Annotated in this window: 15 protein-coding genes and 2 pseudogenes; 8 read left to right on the top strand and 9 right to left on the bottom strand. The window is 68.3% G+C overall.

The features are described from left to right. Positions 1-51: 51 nt before the first annotated feature. Both carA and CLG85_RS13225 read left to right on the top strand, forming a co-directional pair. Positions 52-1,182, top strand: a pseudogene (gene carA / locus CLG85_RS13230) (glutamine-hydrolyzing carbamoyl-phosphate synthase small subunit); the annotation flags it as partial. A gap of 204 nt (positions 1,183-1,386) precedes the next feature. After that, a complete protein-coding gene (locus CLG85_RS13225; protein ID WP_260349094.1) occupies positions 1,387-3,177 on the top strand; it encodes a glycosyltransferase family 2 protein in 1,791 nt (596 codons plus the stop codon). 19 nt (positions 3,178-3,196) lie between these two features. On the opposite strand, the gene CLG85_RS13220 is transcribed toward CLG85_RS13225, so the two are convergent. Beyond that, complete coding sequence (locus CLG85_RS13220; RefSeq protein ID WP_095881945.1) at positions 3,197-3,841, bottom strand: GntR family transcriptional regulator; 645 nt, start codon at positions 3,839-3,841, stop codon at positions 3,197-3,199. A gap of 146 nt (positions 3,842-3,987) precedes the next feature. On the opposite strand from CLG85_RS13220, the gene CLG85_RS13215 reads away from it, so the two are divergent. The 3 genes and pseudogenes from CLG85_RS13215 to CLG85_RS13205 all read left to right on the top strand — a co-directional run bounded on the left by CLG85_RS13215 (position 3,988) and on the right by CLG85_RS13205 (position 6,209). Beyond that, positions 3,988-4,632 carry a pyrimidine 5'-nucleotidase gene (locus CLG85_RS13215; protein ID WP_095881946.1) on the top strand — a complete coding sequence of 215 codons (645 nt, stop codon included), beginning with the start codon at positions 3,988-3,990 and terminating at the stop codon, positions 4,630-4,632. 109 nt (positions 4,633-4,741) lie between these two features. Continuing rightward, entirely contained in the window at positions 4,742-4,957 is a 216-nt protein-coding gene (locus CLG85_RS13210) for a hypothetical protein (protein ID WP_095881947.1), read from the top strand. A 56-nt stretch (positions 4,958-5,013) separates the two neighbouring features. Then, positions 5,014-6,209 (top strand): annotated as a pseudogene (locus CLG85_RS13205) (UbiH/UbiF family hydroxylase). 33 nt (positions 6,210-6,242) lie between these two features. Here the strand turns inward: CLG85_RS13205 and CLG85_RS13200 are convergent. Next, positions 6,243-8,192 carry a lytic transglycosylase domain-containing protein gene (locus tag CLG85_RS13200; RefSeq protein ID WP_095881949.1) on the bottom strand — a complete coding sequence of 650 codons (1,950 nt, stop codon included), beginning with the start codon at positions 8,190-8,192 and terminating at the stop codon, positions 6,243-6,245. Positions 8,193-8,332: 140 nt separating this feature from the next. Between CLG85_RS13200 and dapA the strand changes: the two genes are divergently transcribed. Beyond that, positions 8,333-9,208 carry a 4-hydroxy-tetrahydrodipicolinate synthase gene (dapA, locus tag CLG85_RS13195; RefSeq protein WP_095881950.1) on the top strand — a complete coding sequence of 292 codons (876 nt, stop codon included), beginning with the start codon at positions 8,333-8,335 and terminating at the stop codon, positions 9,206-9,208. A 141-nt stretch (positions 9,209-9,349) separates the two neighbouring features. Here dapA and CLG85_RS13190 read toward each other — a convergent pair whose 3' ends face one another. From CLG85_RS13190 to CLG85_RS13170, 5 genes are all read right to left on the bottom strand, one after another. Further along, the gene (locus CLG85_RS13190; protein ID WP_095881951.1) at positions 9,350-10,684 is read right to left on the bottom strand and encodes a M16 family metallopeptidase; all 1,335 of its coding nucleotides are present in this window, start codon (positions 10,682-10,684) and stop codon (positions 9,350-9,352) included. Beyond that, positions 10,681-12,099 (bottom strand): M16 family metallopeptidase, encoded by a 1,419-nt coding sequence (locus tag CLG85_RS13185; protein ID WP_260349066.1) that lies wholly within the window; start codon positions 12,097-12,099, stop codon positions 10,681-10,683. Before CLG85_RS13185 ends, CLG85_RS13190 begins: the two co-directional genes overlap by 4 nt. Positions 12,100-12,201: 102 nt before the next feature. Next, a complete protein-coding gene (locus CLG85_RS13180) occupies positions 12,202-12,717 on the bottom strand; it encodes a DUF3035 domain-containing protein (RefSeq protein ID WP_311734997.1) in 516 nt (171 codons plus the stop codon). 55 nt (positions 12,718-12,772) lie between these two features. After that, on the bottom strand, positions 12,773-13,264 hold the full coding sequence (gene lspA / locus CLG85_RS13175; protein ID WP_224842957.1) for a signal peptidase II: 492 nt from the start codon (positions 13,262-13,264) through the stop codon (positions 12,773-12,775). An 82-nt stretch (positions 13,265-13,346) separates the two neighbouring features. Further along, entirely contained in the window at positions 13,347-14,513 is a 1,167-nt protein-coding gene (locus CLG85_RS13170; RefSeq protein ID WP_260349063.1) for a serine hydrolase, read from the bottom strand. Between the two features lie 354 nt (positions 14,514-14,867). Between CLG85_RS13170 and CLG85_RS13165 the strand changes: the two genes are divergently transcribed. Both CLG85_RS13165 and CLG85_RS13160 read left to right on the top strand, forming a co-directional pair. Beyond that, complete coding sequence (locus tag CLG85_RS13165; protein ID WP_095882755.1) at positions 14,868-15,239, top strand: glucose dehydrogenase; 372 nt, start codon at positions 14,868-14,870, stop codon at positions 15,237-15,239. Between the two features lie 58 nt (positions 15,240-15,297). Further along, complete coding sequence (locus tag CLG85_RS13160; RefSeq protein ID WP_260349061.1) at positions 15,298-17,319, top strand: pyrroloquinoline quinone-dependent dehydrogenase; 2,022 nt, start codon at positions 15,298-15,300, stop codon at positions 17,317-17,319. 86 nt (positions 17,320-17,405) lie between these two features. Here the strand turns inward: CLG85_RS13160 and purH are convergent, their stop codons facing one another. Both purH and CLG85_RS13150 read right to left on the bottom strand, forming a co-directional pair. Next, positions 17,406-18,995: a bifunctional phosphoribosylaminoimidazolecarboxamide formyltransferase/IMP cyclohydrolase gene (purH, locus tag CLG85_RS13155; RefSeq protein WP_095880562.1), complete on the bottom strand. Its 1,590-nt coding sequence runs from the start codon at positions 18,993-18,995 to the stop codon at positions 17,406-17,408. 19 nt (positions 18,996-19,014) lie between these two features. Then, positions 19,015-19,890, bottom strand: an 876-nt coding sequence (locus CLG85_RS13150; protein WP_260349059.1) for a heparinase II/III family protein, incomplete at its 5' end; no start/stop codon positions are given.

Genomic DNA, 19,890 nt, shown 5'->3' with positions numbered 1-19,890 from the left:
TTGCTTCCCGCCCAGATCTGAACAGGAGTCGCGCCATGTCGCTCGCCACCCCCCCAAAAGCCCACCGCATGCCTCGCGCTCGCCGATGGGACGCTGTTTTACGGACAGGGGTTCGGCGCCACGGGTGAGGCGCAGGCCGAGCTCTGCTTCAACACCTCGATGTCCGGCTACCAGGAAATCATGACCGATCCGTCCTACGCAGGGCAGATCGTCACCTTCACATTCCCGCACATCGGCAACACCGGGGTGAACCCCGAGGACGATGAGACCGGCGATCCGGTCGCCGCGGGCATGGTGGTGAAATGGATGCCGACGCAGTCCTCCAACTGGCGCGCGGTGCAGCAACTCTCCGAGTGGCTGGCGGCCCGCGGCCGCATCGCCATCGGCGGTATCGACACCCGGCGGTTGACCCGCGCGATCCGCCAGCAGGGCGCGCCGCACGTCGCCATCGCGCATAACCCCGAGGGCGTCTTCGACGTCGCGGCGCTGGTCGCCTCGGCCCGCGCCTTCCCGGGCCTCACCGGGCTCGATCTCGCCAAGGACGTGACCTGCGCCCAGAGCTACCGCTGGGACGAGATGCGGTGGGCCTGGCCGGATGGCTACAAGACCCAGACCAACCCGCGCAAGAAAGTGGTCGCCATCGACTACGGCGCCAAGCGCAACATCCTCCGGTGCCTGGCCTCGGCCGGCTGCGAGGTGACCGTGCTGCCCGCCACGGCGACGAAAGAGGAGGTGCTCGCGCACAATCCCGACGGCGTCTTCCTGTCGAACGGCCCGGGCGACCCTGCCGCCACCGGCAAATACGCCGTGCCGATGATCAAGGGCATCCTCGACGACACCGACCTGCCGATCTTCGGCATCTGCCTTGGTCACCAGATGCTGGCGCTGGCGCTCGGCGCCAAGACCATCAAGATGAATCACGGCCACCACGGCGCGAACCACCCGGTCAAGGAACTCGAGACCGGCAAGGTCGAGATCACCTCGATGAACCACGGCTTCGCCGTCGACGGCCAGACGCTGCCCGCCGGTGTGGTCGAGAGCCACGTGAGTCTCTTCGATGGCTCGAACTGCGGGATTCGCATGACCGACCGGCCGGTGTTCTCGGTGCAGCACCACCCCGAAGCCAGCCCCGGCCCGCAGGACAGCTTCTACCTGTTCGAACGGTTCGTGAACAACATGTGATCTTTCCGCGATTTGTTTCGCGGATGGCCACAATTTAACGCTCAATTTACCGACATACCCTGAACTCTCTGCATCCAGAGAGTTCAGGAGTCTGTCATGCAGGACACGCCTCCGACGTCCCAGACCCGCCGGCGCGCCAGCGGGCTGCCAGATCTCGGCCGTCCCATTTCCACGCTCCTCCTGGAGGACGGGGTCTTGGACGAAGTGCAGGCGCTCGAGGCGCTGACCCGCAGCCGACGCGAGCGCACTCCCCTTTCCCGCCTGCTGCAGGCCGAGGGACACGTCTCGCCGGAACGGCTTCGCGACGCGCTGGCGCGCAGCCACGGCGCGCCCGCCCTGTCCCGGCTGACCGCCCCGCCCGCCGCCGCGCTCGCTGATCTGCTCCCGCCAGACATCTGCCTGCGCCACAGCGCGCTGCCCTGGATCCGGATCGATGACGGGCTGCTGCTTGCCATGGCCCATCCCGAGGGCTTTGCCCGGGTCCGTGCCCTGCTGCCCGAGAGCGAAGGGCGCGTGGTTCTCGCGCTTGCAACCGAGGCGGACATCGTCGCCGAGATCACCGAGCGCCACGCCGCGGAGATGGCGCTAAGGGCCGAGACCGGCCTGCCCTCCGATCTCAGTTGCCGCGACATGAACCGGCTGCCCCCGGCCCGGGCCGCGTTGCTCGCCCTGGCCACGGTCGCGCTTCTGACGCTGCTCTTCAGTCTCCCGACAGTTTTCTTTGGCGGCGCCCTCGCGCTTGCCGCGGCGACGATGCTGGTCGCGCAGCTTGCCAAGCTGGCGGCTTTCGTCGCCGGCATACTCCCCCTGCCCCCCACTCCCTCGGGCCCGAAGGGCGGCCGCTCGGGAAACCCCACCGTCTCGCTGATGGTCCCGCTGCACCGCGAGGAGACCATCGCCGCCACGCTGGTGGAGCGCCTTGACAGGCTCGATTACCCACGCGCGGCGCTCGAGGTGCTGCTGGTGCTCGAGGCCGGGGACAGGATCACCCGCGCCACACTCGACGCGGCGGCGCTTCCGCCATGGATGCGCATCGTCGAGGTGCCGCCCGGTGGGGTGACCACCAAACCCCGCGCGCTGAACTACGCGCTCAACTTTGCCCGTGGCACGCTCATCGGGATCTACGACGCCGAGGACAGCCCGGCCCCAGACCAATTGCGCCACCTCGTCGCGCATCTCAGCCGCGCCCCGCCCGAGGTCGGCTGCGTGCAAGGCATTCTCGACTTCTACAATCCCAAGGCAAACTGGCTCTCGCGCTGCTTCACCCTCGAATACGCCTCTTGGTTCCGAGTCCTGTTGCCCGGCTTCGCGCGGCTCGGCTTTGCCATCCCGCTGGGCGGCACCACGGTCTTCTTCCGCCGCGAGGCGCTCGACCGTGTCGGCGGCTGGGATGCGCATAACGTCACCGAAGATGCCGACCTCGGCATCCGGCTGGCCCGCTTCGGCTATCGCACCGAGTTGCTGCCGCTGGTCACCCGGGAAGAGGCCAACTGCCGGCTCTGGCCCTGGATCCGGCAGCGCTCGCGCTGGCTCAAGGGCTACCTGATCACTTGGCGGGTCCACATGCGCCATCCCCGCCGCTGCCTGCGTGAGCTGGGCGCCTGGCGGATGCTGGGACTGCAGCTCATCTTCCTCGCCGCGCTGCTGCAGCTGCTGCTGGCGCCGCTGCTCTGGGGCTTCTGGCTCTACCAGCTCGGGGTCACCTACCCGCTGCTTGGCCCCGCCACGGCCCAGCTGCTGCCGGCGCTGACGGTGCTGCTGCTCGGCTCCGAGGCGGTGATGCTCGTGATCGGCCTTGGCGGCGTGCTGCGCAGCCCGCATCCGCGGTTGCTGCCCTTTGTGCCGACGCTGTTCCTCTACTACCCGCTGGCCACGCTCGCGCTCTACAAGGCGCTGTGGGAGACGCTGCGCCGGCCCTTTTACTGGGACAAGACCAGCCATGGGCACTCGGCCCCGGATCACGCCGGCGCGGATGTTCCCATGGACGCGCCGTGACGGCTCGGGCCGGAATGGCTCAGGCGGTCTTGCGGCTGTCGAGCTTGAGGCGAGTCACGAAGGCAACCGAGATATGCTCGCGCAGCGCCTTGTCCGCAGCTGCCTCGTCGCGCCGGGCGATGGCATCGACGATGGCGGCATGTTCCGCGAGCGCGTTGGTGCCGCGCCCCTCGGCGGCCAGCGAGGTCGTCGCCATCAGCGCCATGGAGCGGTGCACCAGGTCGAGCTGCTGCACGAGGTAGCGGTTGTGCGAGGCAAGCTGGATCATCCGATGGAAGCGGCGGTTGGCCCGCGCCAGCGCCGCCGGATCCTTGAGCAGCGCCCGGTCTTCCTCGATCATGTCGCGCAACACCTGCACCTCTTCCTCGGTGGCGTGGCGGGCGGCCAGCCGGGCCGCCAGCCCCTCGAGCTCGGTGCGGACCACGTAGAGCTCGGCCATCTGGTTGTGATCGAGCGAGGCGACGATCAGCGAGCGGCCGTCGCGTGCCAGCAGCGACTGCGTCTCGAGCCGCTGCAGCGCCTCGCGGATCGGCGTGCGCGAGACGCCGAATCGTTCGGCCAGCTCGCTTTCCACAAGACGGTCGCCGGGACGATAGACCCCTTGGTCGATGGCCTCGAGGATCAGCGTGTAGGCGTCCTTGTTCGGCGTCCGGATCTGGCTCATCTGGGGTGGTCCTTCATAGGTGATGCGGCAAGATAGCGGTAGCGGGGGGCCGGGATCAACGCCCCGCTTGGTCGCAAGCCGCGCAGCGTCGCCCCGTGGCCTCGCCGCCCATTGCCGCCCGCCCCGCCCGGGCGTAGGTTGCGGCCATGGTAAAGCAGCATTTCTCCCACGTGCGCCACTGGGTCTTCGACCTCGACAACACGCTCTATCCGCCCGCCGCGCGGCTCTTCGACCAGATCGAGCGCAAGATGACCGACGTGGTCATGCGGGTGACCGGCACCGGTCAGGCCGAGGCCAACACCCTGCGCAAGCGCTGGTGGTTGGACCATGGCACGACGCTGGCCGGGTTGATGGCCCACCACAAGCTCGACCCCGACGCCTATCTGACCGAGGTGCATGACATCTCCTTCGATGCGCTCGAGCCCGACCCGCATCTTGCCGAGTTGATCGCGAACCTGCCGGGGCGCAAGATCGTCTACACCAACGGCAGCGCGCCCTATGCGGCGCGGGTGCTCGAGGCGCGCGGGCTCGAGGCGGCCTTCGACGCGATCTACGGCGTCGAGCACGCGAACTACCGCCCCAAGCCCGAGCCGCTGGCCTTCGAGACGGTTTTTACCCTCTCCGGCACCGAGACGGCCACCGCCGCCATGTTCGAGGACGATCCGCGTAATCTTGCCGCACCCCACGCCATGGGGATGCGCACAGTGCATGTCGCCCCGGAACGCGCAGAAGGCGCGCATATCCAGCACCATACGAACGATCTGACCGAATTCCTCGCACGGCTCGCCTGAGCCGCCCCGGCCCCCTCGCAACCGCGGCGCGGGGGCTGCGACACTTTTCGCCATGGGAGCGCGCAAGCTCCCTGCCTATCTCCTGCCCGACCCCAGACAGGAGATTCCGATGACCGCAGCCGATTTCACCACCGTTCAGGACACCCACGCCCCCTCCACCCGCAAGATTCGCGGCGAGGCCGTGCTCTTCCTCGTGGCCGCGCTGCTTTTGGTGATCGCCGTGGTCAACACCGTTGCCTTCGGCCTTGCCGGCCTGTCGATGACCGCGCTGGCGCTGGTGCCGGTGTGCTACTTCATGATCCTGTGGATCACCGTCGGCAAGTAAGCCGCATGGTCATGGCCGCCCTCCTGCCCTAGATAGGGGCCCAAAGGAGAGCGGTCATGGATTACGACATTCTCATCTCGGGCGGCGGGATCGCCGGGCTCACCGCGGCCGCCGCCTTCGGCAACGCCGGCTTCTCCGTGCTCTGCGTCGATCCGGCACCGCCGGTGACCGAGCGCGAGGCGCAGGGCGCCGACCTGCGAAGCACCGCCTTCCTGCAGCCCGCGCAGGCCTTCCTCGCCGAGGCGGGCCTGTGGGAGCGCCTCGCCCCCCCACGCCATGCCGCTGCAGGTGATGCGCATCGTCGACGCCGGCGGCGAGCTGCCCGAGCCGCGCATCGTCAAGGATTTCGACAGCGCCGAGATCTCCGAGTTGCCCTTCGGCTGGAACCTTCCCAACTGGCTGCTGCGGCGCGAGCTGTCGGACCACCTGCACGGGATGGAGCGGGTCACCTTCCTGCCCGGCACCGCCACCACCGCGCTCTTCACCCGCGAGGCCGAGGCCCGCGTCACGCTCAGCGACGGTCGCCGCATCCGCACGCGGCTGGTGATCGCCGCCGACGGACGCAATTCGCCGATGCGCGAGGCGGCGGGGATCGGCGTGAAGACCACCCGCTTCGGCCAGAAGGCGCTGGCCTTTGCCACCACCCACCCGATCCCGCATGGCAATGTGTCGACGGAAATCCACCGCACCGGCGGGCCGTTCACGCTGGTCCCCCTGCCCGATTTCGACGGCTCGCCTTCCTCGGCGGTGGTCTGGATGGAGGAAGGCCCCAAGGCCGAGGCGCTGATGGCGCTGGAACCCGAGGCCTTTGAGGCCGCCATGTCCGAGCGCTCCTGCCACCTCTTCGGGCCGCTCAAGCTGGCCTCGCGCCGCACCATCTGGCCGATCATCGCGCAGCACGCCGAGAGCCTGACCGGCCAGCGCCTTGCGCTTGTGGCCGAGGCGGCGCATGTGGTGCCCCCCCATCGGCGCGCAGGGGCTGAACATGTCTCTGGCCGACATGAAGGTGCTGCACGATCTGGCGGTGGCGCGCCCCGAGGCGCTTGGCGAGGCCCCCATGCTCGACGCCTACGCCCGCAAGCGCATGCCCGACATCCGTGCCCGCGTCGCCGGGATCACCGCGCTGAACCGCGCCTCGATGCTGTCGACCCCGCTGCTGCGCGATGCCCGCGCCACGGCGCTGGACGCGCTCTACGGGGTGAAGTCGGTGCGCAAGACGCTGATGCAGATGGGCCTCGGCGCGAAGGGCTGAAGCCCTTCGCCCGGATCGCGCCGGGGGATAACCCTACTGCCCCACCCGCAGCGTGTGCCCGGTCAGCTCCTCGCTGAAGGGCACCGGGTGCGGATCGAGCCCCAGCCGCGCGCGGTAGATCGGCAGGCTCTCGGTCACCCGCATCACGTAGTTGCGAGTCTCGGTGAAGGGGATCATCTCGATCCAGTCCACCATGTCGATGTCACCCTTCAGCGGGTTGCCGAAGATCCCCATCCAGCTCAGCGGCCGCGACGGACCGGCGTTGTAGCCCGCCGCCATCATCACCGGGTTGCCGTCGAACTGCTCCGACAGGCTCTGCAGGTAGCGCGCACCGAGCTTGGCGTTGTAACCCGGATTGTCCAGCAGGCCCTCGAAGCTGTAGGGCACGCCCAGCCAGCCCGCGACCTCCTTGGCGGTGCCGGGCATAAGCTGCATGAGCCCGCGCGCCCCGGCACCGGAGACCACGCGCGGATCGAACTCGGATTCGCGCCGCGCGATCGACAGCACCATTTCGCGCGGGACCGGGAAATCCACCTTCAGCAGGTCAGGGTGCAGCGCGTAATAGGGCCCGGCCAGTTCCAGCCCGTATTGCGCCGCGCGCTTGCCGACCATGACCTCGACATGCGGGCGCTGCATCTGCGCCAGCATCTGCCCGAGCTGGCCGATCTGCTGCCGGTCGAGCCCCTCGGCGAGGTGGGTGAGGAAGCGCTCGCCCAGCGAGGTCTCGCCCGAGGCCAGCAGAAGGATCGCGGCGCTGTAGACGCTGCTCTTGGTGAAGGGCGCCTCGCGCCAGTCGGGGAAGCTCTCGGTGCCTGCCAGCTTGGGATCCGGTGCGACGCCCCCACGCTCGGCCGCCAGCAGCCCGTAGAAGGAGGTCTGGTAGCGCGCGCCCTGCGCATAGGCCTGCTTGGCCCCCTCGGTATCCCCCAGCTCTTCCAGCGCGCGGCCCATCCAGTAGCCGGAGCGGCCCTTGGAAATCGGCGAGGTCACCGCCCCGTCGTGGTTGCGGAAATGGCGCAGCGCGGTCTGCGGATCCTCGAGGAAGCGCAGCGCGATGAAGCCGGAAAGCCATTCCAGCGCGGCGTATTGGTCGCCCTCGGTCAGCCCGTGGCGCGAGGCGATGGCATAGGCGGTCTCAGCATCGCCCCGGCGCATCTTCTGATGCGCAAGATCGTCCCGCCGCCCGGCCCAGGCCCAGGGCTCACCGAGCGCCTCGGCGCTGCTCGAGCGCTCCAGCAGCAGCGAGATGGCATCCTCGTCGCGGCCCTTGCGGATGCGCCAGAGATAGCGCTCGTAGGCCAGCCCCGGATCGTTCGCCAAGGCAGCGGGCACCGCCGCGATCCGGGTATCGACACCCGGATCCATCGCACGCAGCGCCAGACGCGCCTCAGCCAGCTTGCGCCAGCCGTCCGAGACCAGCGGCAACAGCGAGCGCGCATTGTCTTCCCAGCCCTGCCAGAGCGCCATGTCGAGCCGTGCCTGGTGGTGCGGCTTGAGCAGGTCGGACCAGTCGCGCAGGAAGGTCGCACGTTCCTCGGCACTCAGCGGCAGGGTGCGCCAGGCCATGACGATATCGGCCTCGGCCGCGCCGCGTTCCCCCTCGGCCAGATGCGCGCGCGCCAGCGCCAGCGCCCCGGCGCCGGTCTGCGGCAGGTAACCCGAGAAGAACGCGCGGATGGTGCCGAGATCAGATTCGGAAATCGCAATCTCGGATTTTTCGCGCAGGTAGGGCATGCCCGGCCAGTCCGGGTTGCGCTGAATGAAATCCATCACCTGGGCGGCATTGCCCCGGCTGGCACGCAGGTAATGCCAGAGCACAACGTCGAGCGCGGCCTGGCCGTCGCCACGCGACTCGATGAGAGCGGAGGCCCAGTTGCCTGAACGCATGTCCCCCATGGCCTTGGCGAGCGGGCGCTCGTCGGGCAGGGCAGGCGTGGCAATCAGGGCAAGAAGCACGAAGAGAGCGGCGCGGAGGCGCGACATGAGCTTGCAATTTCCTTGACGAAAAGGAATAGACACGCCGCGGAGATTACCGCGTGGTTGGGGGCGATCCAATTCACATTCCCTCCAGCCCGGGGCCGCGCAGCTACGAAGCGAACACATAAACATTCAAGGAGCGTGTCATGTTCAAAGGTTCGATGCCAGCACTGGTCACGCCGTTCAAGGACGGCGTCGTGGATTTCGACGCGCTCAAGAAACTCGTCGATTGGCACGTGGCCGAGGGCAGCTCGGCACTGGTGCCGGTGGGGACGACCGGCGAGAGCCCGACCCTCAGCTACGAGGAACACGAAGCGGTCATCGACTGCGTGGTCAAGACCGCCGCGGGCCGCGTGCCGGTGATCGCCGGCGCGGGCTCGAACTCGACCGCCGAGGCGATCCACTTCATCCAGTTCGCCGAGAAGGTCGGCGCCCAGGCGGCGCTGGTGGTGACCCCCTATTACAACAAGCCGACCCAGGCCGGGCTGATCGCGCATTTCACCGCCGTGCATGATGCCGCGAACCTGCCGATCATCATCTACAACATCCCCGGCCGCTCGGTGGTCGACATGTCCCCCGCCACCATGGGCGAGCTGGCCAAGCTGCCGCGCATCGTCGGCGTCAAGGACGCCACCGGCGATCTGGCGCGGGTCTGCGCGCAGCGCATCACCTGCGGCACGGACTTCCTGCAGATCTCTGGCGAAGATGCCACGGCGCACGGGTTCAACGCCCAGGGCGGCGTCGGCTGCATCTCGGTGACCGCGAACGTCGCCCCGGCGCTCTGCGCGCAGATGCAGGCCGCCACCCTGGCGGGCGACTACGCCAAGGCGCTGGACCTGCAGGACAAGCTGATGCCGCTGCACCAGGCGATCTTTGCCGAGCCGGGCGTCTGCGGCGCGAAATACGCGATGAGCCGCCTTGGCCTTTGCAACGAGGACGTGCGCCTGCCGTTGGTTCCGGTGACCGAACCGGTGCGCGCCCGCATCGACGCAGCGCTGCGCCACGCCGGGCTGCTGGACTGATTTCCAGGACCGATAGCGCGGGGGCTCTGCCCCCGCACCCCCGGGATATTTCCCCCTAGAAGAAAGAGCCGGGCGGCGATCAGATGAAGAAAGGCGGGCCCGAGATCGGGCCCGCCTTTTTCCTTGCCGTGCGCAAAAGGCTCACTCGGCTTCGGTGCTTTCCACGCCCACGGGCTCGCCGACGACGATGAAGCGCAGCGCCTCGGGCTTGAGCAGGCTCGCAGCAACGCGCTTGACGTCGTCCAGGGTAACCGCCTCGATATTGTCGTTGCGCGTGGCGATATAGTCGGGGGTCAGCCCGTCCATCTGCATGCCCACCAGAATATCCGCGATCGGCCCGTTGCCGTCGAAGCGCAGCGGGTAGGCACCGGTGAGATAGGTCTTGGCCTGATCGAGCTCCGCCTCGGTGACGCCGTTCTCGGCGAGCTTGGCCCATTCGTCCCTGATCACACCGATGGCCTCGCCGATGCGGTCATTGGCCGAGGCGACACGGCCGAGGTAGAGCTCGGCGTGGTCCATCGGCACGATGTAGGAATAGACGCCGTAGGTCAGGCCGCGCTTTTCGCGCACCTCGTTCATCAGCCGGGCCTCGAAGCCGCCACCGCCGAGGATGGTGTTCATCACGTAAGCGGCGAAGAAGTCCGGGTCGTCGCGCTTCAGACCCTTCTGGCCGAAAAGCGCCACCGACTGCGGGGTCTCGAAGGGCACCACAGTGATCCCCGCCGAAGTCTGCACGTCGACATCCTGCGGCATCGGCGCGCCGGTCTCGGGCAGGTCGCCCAGGAGATTGTCGATCAGCGCCGAGAGCTCCTCGGGAGAGATGTCGCCGGTGGCGGCGATATAGACCCGGTCCTTGGCCAGGGCGCCCTTCCAGGCGGCGACGATGTCGTCGCGGGTCAGCGCGCTGACGCTCTCGACCGTGCCCGAGGCATCGCTGCCATAAGGGTGATCGCCGAAGACCTCGGCGTCGAAGGTTGCATTGGCGATGCTGTCTGGATCCTTGGCATCGCTGCGGATCCCCGAGATCACCTGCGCCCGGACCCGCGTCATGGCGGCCTCGGAGAAGCTCGGCTCGATCAGGCTCTGGCGCAGCAGTTCGACCGCGTCGTCGCGGTTCTCGGTGAGAAAGCGCGCCGAGACCGAGACCGCGTCTTGGTTCGAATCGTAGCCGAAGCTGGCGGCGAGCGACTCGGATTCCGCCGCGAAACCCTGCGCGTCATAGGCCCCGGCGCCCTCTTCGAGCAGGCCGACCATCAGGTTGGTCGCGCCACGCTTTCCCGGAGCATCCAGCGCCGCGCCACCCTTAAAGCGGAGCTCCAGCGCGGTGAAGGGGATCGAGGGTTCCTCGACCAGCCAGGCCTTGAAGCCCATCGGCGTCTCGATCTGCTGGATGTCGATCTCGGCGGCGGCGGGCAGCGCCAGCCAGAGCGAGGCCGCCGCGGCGATGAGCGGGCCGGTCACGATGCGGAAATTCATTGGGTCACCTCTTCGGCATCGGTCTGCGGCAGCGACATGGGGGCGGGTGCGGCCTCGGGGGCGGCGTCGGCGGGCGTGGTCAGGTAGCCGGTGACAGAATGGCGCTTGTCGAAGACCTTGCGCGCGGCGGCGACGATCTGCTCGTTGGTCACGCCCTGCAGGATTTCGGGCCAGGCCTGCACGTCCTCGACCGTCAGGCCCGAAGTCAGCGCATTGCCGTAGCGCTGCGCCACGCTGGCCACGTCGTCGCGGTCGTAGATCTCCGAGGCGCGGGCCTGGAACTTGATCCGCTCGAGCTGCTCGGCGTCGCAGCCGGTTTCCAGGAAGGCCGCCAGCTCGGCGTCGAGCGCCGCTTCGGCCTCTTCCAGCGTAACGCCGGGCGCCGGCACGATGCCGAAACCGAAGCTGCCGTCGTCATAGGAGGTGCCGTCGTAGAAGGCGCCCACGTAGATCGCCTTGTGCTGCTCGAACTGCAGCTTCTGGTTCAGCACCGAAGTCTGCCCGCCGCCGAGGACCTCGGCCAGCAGGGTGAGCGCCGCGGCCTCTTCCTGGTCACCGGGATCGCGCTCGGGCGCGAGGTAGCGGCGCATCACGTAGGGCTGCGCGACGCGCGGGTCCTCGAAGCGCAGCCGGCGCTCGGCCATCTGCCGCGGCTCCTGCGGGCGCTCGCGCGGGGCGCCGACCTCGGGGTTGGCGGGCAGCTTGCCGTAGGTCTCCTCGGCCAACTTGCGCACCTCGTCCGGGGTGGTGTCGCCAGCGACCACGAGGACCGCGTTGTTGGGGGCGTAATTGCGGTGGTAGAAGGCCAGCGCGTCGTCGAGATCAAGCTGCTCCATCTCCTCGCGCCAGCCGATCACCGGCACGCCGTAGCGGTGGTTGAGGTAGAGCGCCGCGCCCATCTGCTCGCGCAGCAGCGCGCCCGGATCATTCTCGGTGCGCATGTTGCGCTCTTCGATGATCACGTCGCGCTCGGTGAGGATGTCCTCTTCGTCGAGCTGCAGGTTGACCATGCGGTCGGCTTCCATCTCCATCATCAGCCCGAGCCGGTCGGCGGCGACGCGCTGGTGGTAGGCGGTCTGGTCATAGGAGGTGAAGGCGTTGTCGGTGCCGCCATTGCGGGCCACGATCTTGGAGAACTCGCCGGGCGCCAGCGTGTCGGTGCCCTTGAACAGCAGGTGCTCGAGGAAATGCGCGACGCCCGAACTGCCCGCAGTCTCGTCGGCGGAGCCCGCCTTGTACCAGACCATGTGCACGACGACCGGCGCACGGTGATCCTCGACCACGACGACGTCCATACCGTTGTCGAGCGAGAAGGTGGTGACCGGCGTCTTGTCGGTGGCATCCGCCACCGTCTCCGCCTGCAGCGGCATCGCCGTCAGCACCATCACGGCCAGCGCCGCGCTCCATGACTTCATCTGCAAGCCCCATTCCTTCGCTGAAACGACATCTGCCCCCAACCTACGGGGCGGGGGCAGTCATTCCAAGCTGGGCTTGCGTTTTCGTGATGGGCCGCGCGTTCAGTCGGCGGTGGGCGGCGCAGAGGGGGTGCGGGCGCCAGCCTTGCGGTAGGCTGTCAGCGCCGCATAGGGGTCGAGAATCTGGTCGCGGTAGACCTTGTTGTACTCGTCGTCCTTGAAGAGCTTCCAGTTGTACACCGACTTGTCGCGGCGGAACTGGGCGTCCTCCACGGCAAGCCGCGTGCGGATGTTGCCGTCGCGGCCGTAGCGCGAGGCGCGGTTCACCAGCGCGGCATCGCGGGAGGGCACCTCGCCCACCGCCAGCTGCGCCGGGTTGCCGCCAAGCGCCGCGACGGCGTCGGAGAGCGGCGTCTGGTCGGTGCGGTTGCCGCTGCCCGGCGTCGGCACCGGCAGCTCGGCGAAGCTCTGCGGCATCTCCAACGGCTTGTTCGGCACGATGGCGAACTCCTCGGGGGTGCCGCGGTTGTTGCGCATTTGGTGCAGCGTGCGATCACTCGTCGTACAGGCGACGAGCCCGGTCATTCCGAGCATCAGCACGAGATGCGGCAGCTTCATGGCCATTCTCCGGTTCTTGCCTTTCGCCCGGATCTATACGATCCGGCCCGCCCCGTCACGGGGCCTTTTTCCTGCGCTTGCCCGTCTCGGTCCCGCCGGAGAAGAGCACCAGCCCGATCGCCCCCGCGAAGATCGCGATATCGGCGACATTGAAGGCGAAGGGGTTGTTCAGCCCGCAGCAGGACATGTTGAGGAAATCCGCCACCGCACCGTAGAGCAGCCGGTCGATGACGTTGCCGAGCGCGCCGCCGATCAGCAGGCCACCCGAGATCAGCCCGAGCCGCCCCGGCGGATCGCGGCGCAGCCAGACCGAAACGAAGAGCACGATTCCCAGCGCCACGGCGATCAGCGTCCAGCGCGCGGCGGCGGCATCATCGGCAAAGAGGCCGAAGTTCATGCCGCGGTTCCATGCCATGCGGAAGTTGAGAACCGGCGGCAGAACGTCGATCGACAGGCGCTGCGCCAGTCCCATCACGTGCACCACGAGCCATTTCGAAAGCTGATCCACCACGAAGGTGATCGCCGCCGTCACCAGTACCAGCCGCATGAAGTCTCCTTGCGCCGGGGCCGCACCCCGGGTTTCCGCCCGGTCTACAGGCTGCGCGCCGCGAGGGAAAGCCCTGCCCGGCTCAGGGTTGCGCGAGCGCCCGGCGCAGCAGCGCGCGGAAAGCGCCGGTGGCCGCCTGCTCGTCGATCACCCCCGGATCGTTCACCGTCAGCGCGGCGCAGAGCGGGCGCTCCTCGGCGTCGCGGAGCGCCACGGTGAAATTCAGCACCCCCGGCTCCGAGCCGCCCTTATAGGCGGCGGGGCCCAGCCCGTAGGCGGGTCCGGGATTGAGCTGCAGCATCGGCAGCTCGGCCATGGGCACCAGCAGCGCGCAGAGCCGCTCGAGCGGCAGGTACCATTCGATCCCGGGCACGGACCGCGCAGCGGCGGCGGCCGGATCGGGCGGCATCAATGCGGCCTCGGCGGCGATGGCGGGGCGGTCTTGGGGTTCTGCGTCGAGCCAGGCCTGAGCCGCGGCGGGATCGCTCTTGAGCGCAAAGAACTCGCGGGTCGAGAGCAGCGCCTCCGGCGCAATCTCAAGTTCCTCGGCCACGGTGTCGCGCCCCAAGAGGTCGAGCAGCAGGTCGGTGGCGGTATTGTCGCTCTCGGCGATCATCAGCAGCGCGGCGGTGTGCAGCGTCACCGGCGCCTCGTCGGGGAAGTCCTGAAGCCGCCCCGAGGGCAGCGACCTATGGCTTTCGCCAAGCCGCAGCACCCGGTCCCAATCGGTCTTGCCCGCGCGCACGTCACGCGCCAGCACCGACAGGATCCCCAGCTTGAAAGCCGAGCCGACCGCCAGCGGATGCGCCGCCCCGCCTGCCGCCAGCACCTCGCCCTCGCGCGTCACCAGCCAGGAGACCTCGGCGCCCAGTCCAGCCAGTCCTGCAACCGCCGCGCGCAGGTCGGCGACCAGCGGCTCGGGGGCGCCGAGGCGGAGCCCAGCGATCCGCCCCGCGGGATCGAGAGTGATCTTCACCGGCACCTGGTAGGTGGCACTGCGCAGTATGCCGCTGCCGCCCTCGAGCTCGATCTCCTCGACCGGGCCGATCTGCGCCCGCAGGGTCTCAAGCAGGCCGTCAAGCTGGGCTTCGGGCACGGCCCGGGCGAACTCCTCGGTGACCTCGACATTCCTGGTGTCACCCGACAGCAGAGCTTTCAGAACCGCGCGTTCCGCCTCCTGAGCCGCCGCAGGTCCTGGCAGGCAGACGGTCACGACCGCCGCAAGGGCAGCCCCGAAGAAAACTTTCACGCCAATCACTCCCTGAAATAACGCAGCGCTCCGCCGCCGCCGGCCCCATCTTTCCACGAATCGGCGCCGGGGTGAATTGCGCGGAATTGGCGGGTCCCACTCGCCCTAACCCGGGGGATAGGTGGCTCCGCTCGATAGCGCACAGCGCGAAACCACTCCGCCAATGGAAAAGCAGGCCATATGGGCCATATCTTTCACAGTTGCTTCGGAAATCCTCAACTCTACCGAGGAGCGATTTTTTTTCGCACCTGCGGCATCATGATACTTGTCGATATTCCAGTGACTGAATATCATTTTCTCGAGCCCTTCGATTTGGCCTTTCCTTTTTCATGTTCCGATTAGCGAGCGCCAATTGTGACACGCATTTCCTCTCCCTCTCGGCCATCATCTGTAGGCTGGTGCGTCAAACTCCTTGGATGGGTCTGCGTTCTCCTCGGTCTGGTGTTGCTGGCCGGCGGTCTCTGGCTGATCTTCCTTGGCGGAAGCTGGTATTACGCGCTCGCGGGGCTCGGCCTGATCCTCACCGGCACATTGCTCAATCGCGGTAGCATGATGGCGCTGTGGCTCTACCTGCTGGTCTGGACCGGAACGCTCGGCTGGGCGTGGTGGGAAAGCGGCAGCGACTGGTGGGCGCAGCTGCCGCGGATGCTGTCCCCGACCGTGATCCTCCTGCTCATGCTGGCTTGCATCCCCACCCTTTCCCGAAATGGGCGCCGCCCGTCTTGATGGTCCGGCCGAGCCCCCGCCTCCCCCGGGCGTCGATCTCTGCGCGAGGAACAAGCCGATGAACCTCTTTCTCCACATCCGCCTGCGCCGGCAGCTTCTCGCTCTGGCAGGCGCCCTGCTCTGCGTCCCGGCGCTGTCTGCCCTGGGCCAGGGCGGCGGCACGACAGAGCCCTTATCTCGGAAGGCGATGCCGATCCCTGTCGGCGCGGACTGGCCCTATTACGGCGGCGACGGCACCGCGCAGCGCTTTTCGCCACTGAGCCAGATCACCCCCGCCAACGTCAGGCAGCTCGAGCGCGCCTTCGTCTACCACACCGGCGACCTGCCGCCGGGCGGCAGCGCCGGGAAATACGCCGCCGAGACCACTCCGCTGAAGATCGGCGACAGTCTCGTCATGTGCACCGCGATGAACAGGTTGATCTCGATCGACGCGGCGACCGGCGCAGAGCGGTGGCGCTTCGATCCCGAGGTCCCGCGCGAGGCGATCCCCTACGGCGCCACCTGCCGCGGCGTGGCCGCCTATACCGATCCGGAGAGGGCCGAGGGCAAGCCCTGCAAGGTGCGGGTGATCGAGGCCACGCTCGACGCCCGTCTGATCGCGCTCGATCTCTCGACCGGCGAGCCCTGCACGGAGTTCGGCAACGGCGGGCAGGTCGATCTCTGGGAGGGGATCGGCGACAAGGTGCCCGGCTTCTACGCGGTCACCGCCGCGCCGACCGTGGTCGGCGGCGTCGTGGTCACCGGCGCACAGGTCAAGGACGGCCAGGCAGAGGACGCGCCCTCGGGCGTGATCCGCGGCTTCGACGCAGTGACCGGCGCGCTGGTCTGGGCCTGGGATCTCGCCGCGCCCGAGGAGATGCGCAGCGGCCCGCCCGAGGGCAAGACCTACACCCGCGGAACGCCCAACATGTGGACCACCGCCACCGCCGACGAGGCGCGCGGCATCGTCTACCTGCCGCTCGGCAATTCCGCGGTGGATTACTACGGCTCCAACCGCTCGGAGGCCGAGAATGCGTATGCGACCTCGCTGGTCGCGCTCGACGCCGCGACGGGCGAGGAGCTCTGGCACTTCCAGACCGTGCGGCACGATCTATGGGATTATGACCTCGGCTCGCAACCGACGCTGCTGGACTACAAGGGCGAGCCGGCGATCCTGCTGTCCTCGAAACAGGGGGATCTCTTCATCCTCAACCGCGAGACCGGCGCGCCGCTGACCCCGGTGGGCGAGCTCACGGACCTGCCCCAGGGAGACATCGAGCCGGAGTATGTCGCCGACAGCCAGCCGGTGTCGCTCTGGGCGACGCTGCGCAAGCCGCCGCTGACCGAGAAGCGCATGTGGGGCATGACCCCCATCGATCAGCTCTATTGCCGCATCCGCTTCCGGCAGATGGTCTACGACGGCTACCTGACCCCGCCCTCGACCCGGAACTACATCCAGTACCCGGGCTATTATGGTGGCAACGACTGGGGTTCGGTGGCGGTGGACACGTCCCGTGGGTTGCTCATCGCCAATTACAACGACATCCCCAATCTCACCCGGCTGGTGCCCCGCGCCGAAGCCGACGCCGAAGGCATGCGCCCCGTCGGCAGCCCCGAGGGCCGCGCCGGGCGCGGCCAGCCGCAGGTTGGCGCGCCCTACGGGGTGACGACCAACGCGGGCTGGCGATCGGGCCTCACCGAATTGCCCTGCACCCAGCCACCCTATGGCGGGATCACCGCCATCGACCTCGCGACGGGCGACACGGTCTGGGACACGCCGCTCGGCACGGCACTACGCAACGGTCCCTTCGGCCTGCCATCGCGGCTGCCCCTGAAGATCGGCACGCCGAACAATGGTGGCGCGGTGCTCACCGGCTCGGGGCTGATCTTCATCGGGGCGGCGGTCGACAACCTCTTCCGCGCCATCGACATCGAAACCGGCGAGACGCTCTGGACTGACGCGCTGCCCGCTGGCGGCCAGGCCAATCCGATCAGCTACGAGGTCGACGGCCGGCAATACGTGCTGATCGCCGCTACCGGCCATCACGCGATGGAAACCGGGGTCAGCGACGCGATCATCGCCTACCGGCTGCCGGACTGAACCCGCCCCGGGCATCATTCCAGGCATGAAAAAGGGAGTCGGGCCGCGGCCCGACTCCCCCAATTATTCCCGCATTCTGAGTTGGATCAGTGGCGGAAGTGGCGCATGCCCGTGAAGACCATGGCGAGGCCCGCCTCGTCGGCCGCGGCGATCACCTCGTTGTCCCGCATCGAGCCGCCCGGCTGGATCACCGTGGTCGCGCCGGCAGCCGCCGCTTCCATCAGACCGTCGGGGAAGGGGAAGAAGGCGTCGGAGGCCACAGCGGAGCCCTGGGTCAGCGGCGTGTCGAGGCCAAGGGCCTCGGCCATGCGCTCGGCCTTCTTGGCGGCAATCAGCGCCGAGTCCACGCGGCTCATCTGACCCGCGCCAACGCCGACGGTGGCGCCGTCCTTGACGTAGACGATGGCGTTGGACTTCACATGCTTGGCGACCTTCCACGCGAAGAGCAGGTCGAGCAGTTCCGCCTCGGACGGCTGCTTCTTGGTCACCACCTTCAGGTCATCCAGCGTGATCGTGCCGTTGTCCTTGTCCTGCACCAGCATCCCGCCCGAGACCTGACGGTAGGCAAGGCCCGGCTCGGAGGTGTCGGCAAGACCGTCGGTGGTCAGCAGGCGCAGGTTCTTCTTCTTGGCGAAGATCTCCTTGGCCGCGTCATCGGCACCCGGCGCGATCACAACCTCGGTGAAGATCTCGGTGATCGCCTCGGCGGTCGCGGCGTCGAGCGGCATGTTCAGCGCGACGATGCCGCCGAAGGCCGAGGTGCGGTCGCAGTCGAACGCCTTCTGGTAGGCCTCGAGCAGGGTCGCGCCCTTGGCCACACCGCAGGGGTTGGCGTGCTTGATGATCGCGCAGGCCGGGCCGTCGGCGGGCAGGAACTCCGAGACCAGCTCGAAGGCGGCGTCGGTGTCGTTGATGTTGTTGTAGGACAGCTCCTTGCCCTGGTGCTGCACGGCGGTGGCGACGCCCGGACGATCCGAACCGTCGCGGTAGAAGGCGGCCTTCTGGTGCGGGTTCTCGCCGTAGCGCAGGGTCTGGGCGATCTCGCCCGAGAAGACGCGGCGGCGCGGGGCATCGTCACTCAGCGCGCCGGCCATCCAAGTCGACACGGCGGCGTCATAGGCACCGGTGCGGGCATAGGCGACCTGCGCCAGCTTCTGGCGGAAGGCGTAGCTGGTGGCGCCGTCGTTGGCGTCGAGCTCGGCCAGCAGCGCCTCGTAGTCGGCCACATCGGTCACCACGTTGACAAAGGCGTGGTTCTTGGCCGCGGCGCGGATCATCGCCGGGCCGCCGATGTCGATGTTCTCGATGCAGGTGTCGTAGTCGGCACCCTTGGCGACGGTTTCCTCGAACGGGTAGAGGTTGACCACCAGCAGGTCGATCCCGGTGATGCCATGCGCCTTCATCGCCTCGACGTGCGCGGGGTTGTCGCGCAGCGCCAGCAGGCCGCCGTGGACGCGCGGGTGCAGCGTCTTGACGCGGCCGTCCATCATCTCGGGGAACTCGGTCACGTCCGACACATCGCGCACCTTGAGGCCCGCCTCGCGGATCGCCTTGGCAGAGCCGCCGGTCGAGAGCAGCTCGACACCCCTTGCGCTCAGCGCCTTGGCCAGGTCGATGAGACCGGTCTTGTCCGAAACGGAAATGAGGGCGCGGGCGACGGGGGAGAGATCAGGCATGAGGAGAGTCCCAGATGGTTCAGAGCGTCACATCCGGCTCGTCCTGCCCAAGGTCTCGGATCGCGATGGCGGTGTCCTGCGCCTTGGCCAGCGACCAGCGGATGCGCGTCGCATACTCCATCACGCGGCCGGATAAAACGACCTGTTGCGCCCCGCGGGGCCGAAGCCGGCCATTTTCCAGGTAAACCGAGTCTTCCAAGGACATTTTCACCCCCTGCTCGGTTCGGAACACCCAGATCTCGCCCGACCGAAGCCCCAGCGAGACCGCCGCACCAGCCATGTCGAGCTCGGCATCGACGTCGGGATGCAGGTGAAAGCGAATCTCGTAAGGGAACCCTTCGAGCCCGCCCCGATCAAGCCGCCTGTCGAAGGTCTTGCGATCCTTGGCATCGAGCGCGAAGAGCATGTCCTCGCCTTCCAGAGCCCGCCCGTCGAGGCTCAGTTCGAGCCTGCGCGCATGGGTCAGCCCGTGGCTGCGCTTGTAACCGTCGTGCGCCGCCTCGAAGCGCCAGCCCGCCGCCTCCTGTGCCAGCTCCACCGGCACCTCCCGCGGCCCGTCGACGATCAGCTCCCGCTCGATGCCGGCGATGCGCCTGCGTTCCCCGAGCCGGGCGCTCGACGTGCCATCAAGGCAGAGCGTGGAATGCGAGGGCGTGGCCCGTGCCGCGCGCCGCCATTCTTCGCCGAAGACCGAACCGGCGCCGCAGCTGACGATCAGGGGGCGGCGCCCCGAGGTCAGCTCGAAGGCCAGCGTCGAGGCATGCGCCCCCGCCGAGGCCCGCCCCTGCGGCGGCGGCGCGGCGTCGACGATCACCGTGCTGCGTCCGCCCGCCAGCCGCGCGCAGCCCATGGCCAGCCCCTCGACCGGGCGTCGGCGCACCCCCGAAGCCGCCAG

Origin of the sequence: Alloyangia mangrovi (genome assembly GCF_002300555.2) — a bacterium.
In the GTDB taxonomy this organism is placed as follows: domain Bacteria; phylum Pseudomonadota; class Alphaproteobacteria; order Rhodobacterales; family Rhodobacteraceae; genus Salipiger; species Salipiger mangrovi.
The sequence above is the reverse complement of the archived record's forward strand: the minus strand, read 5'-3'. Positions and strand labels throughout refer to the sequence as shown.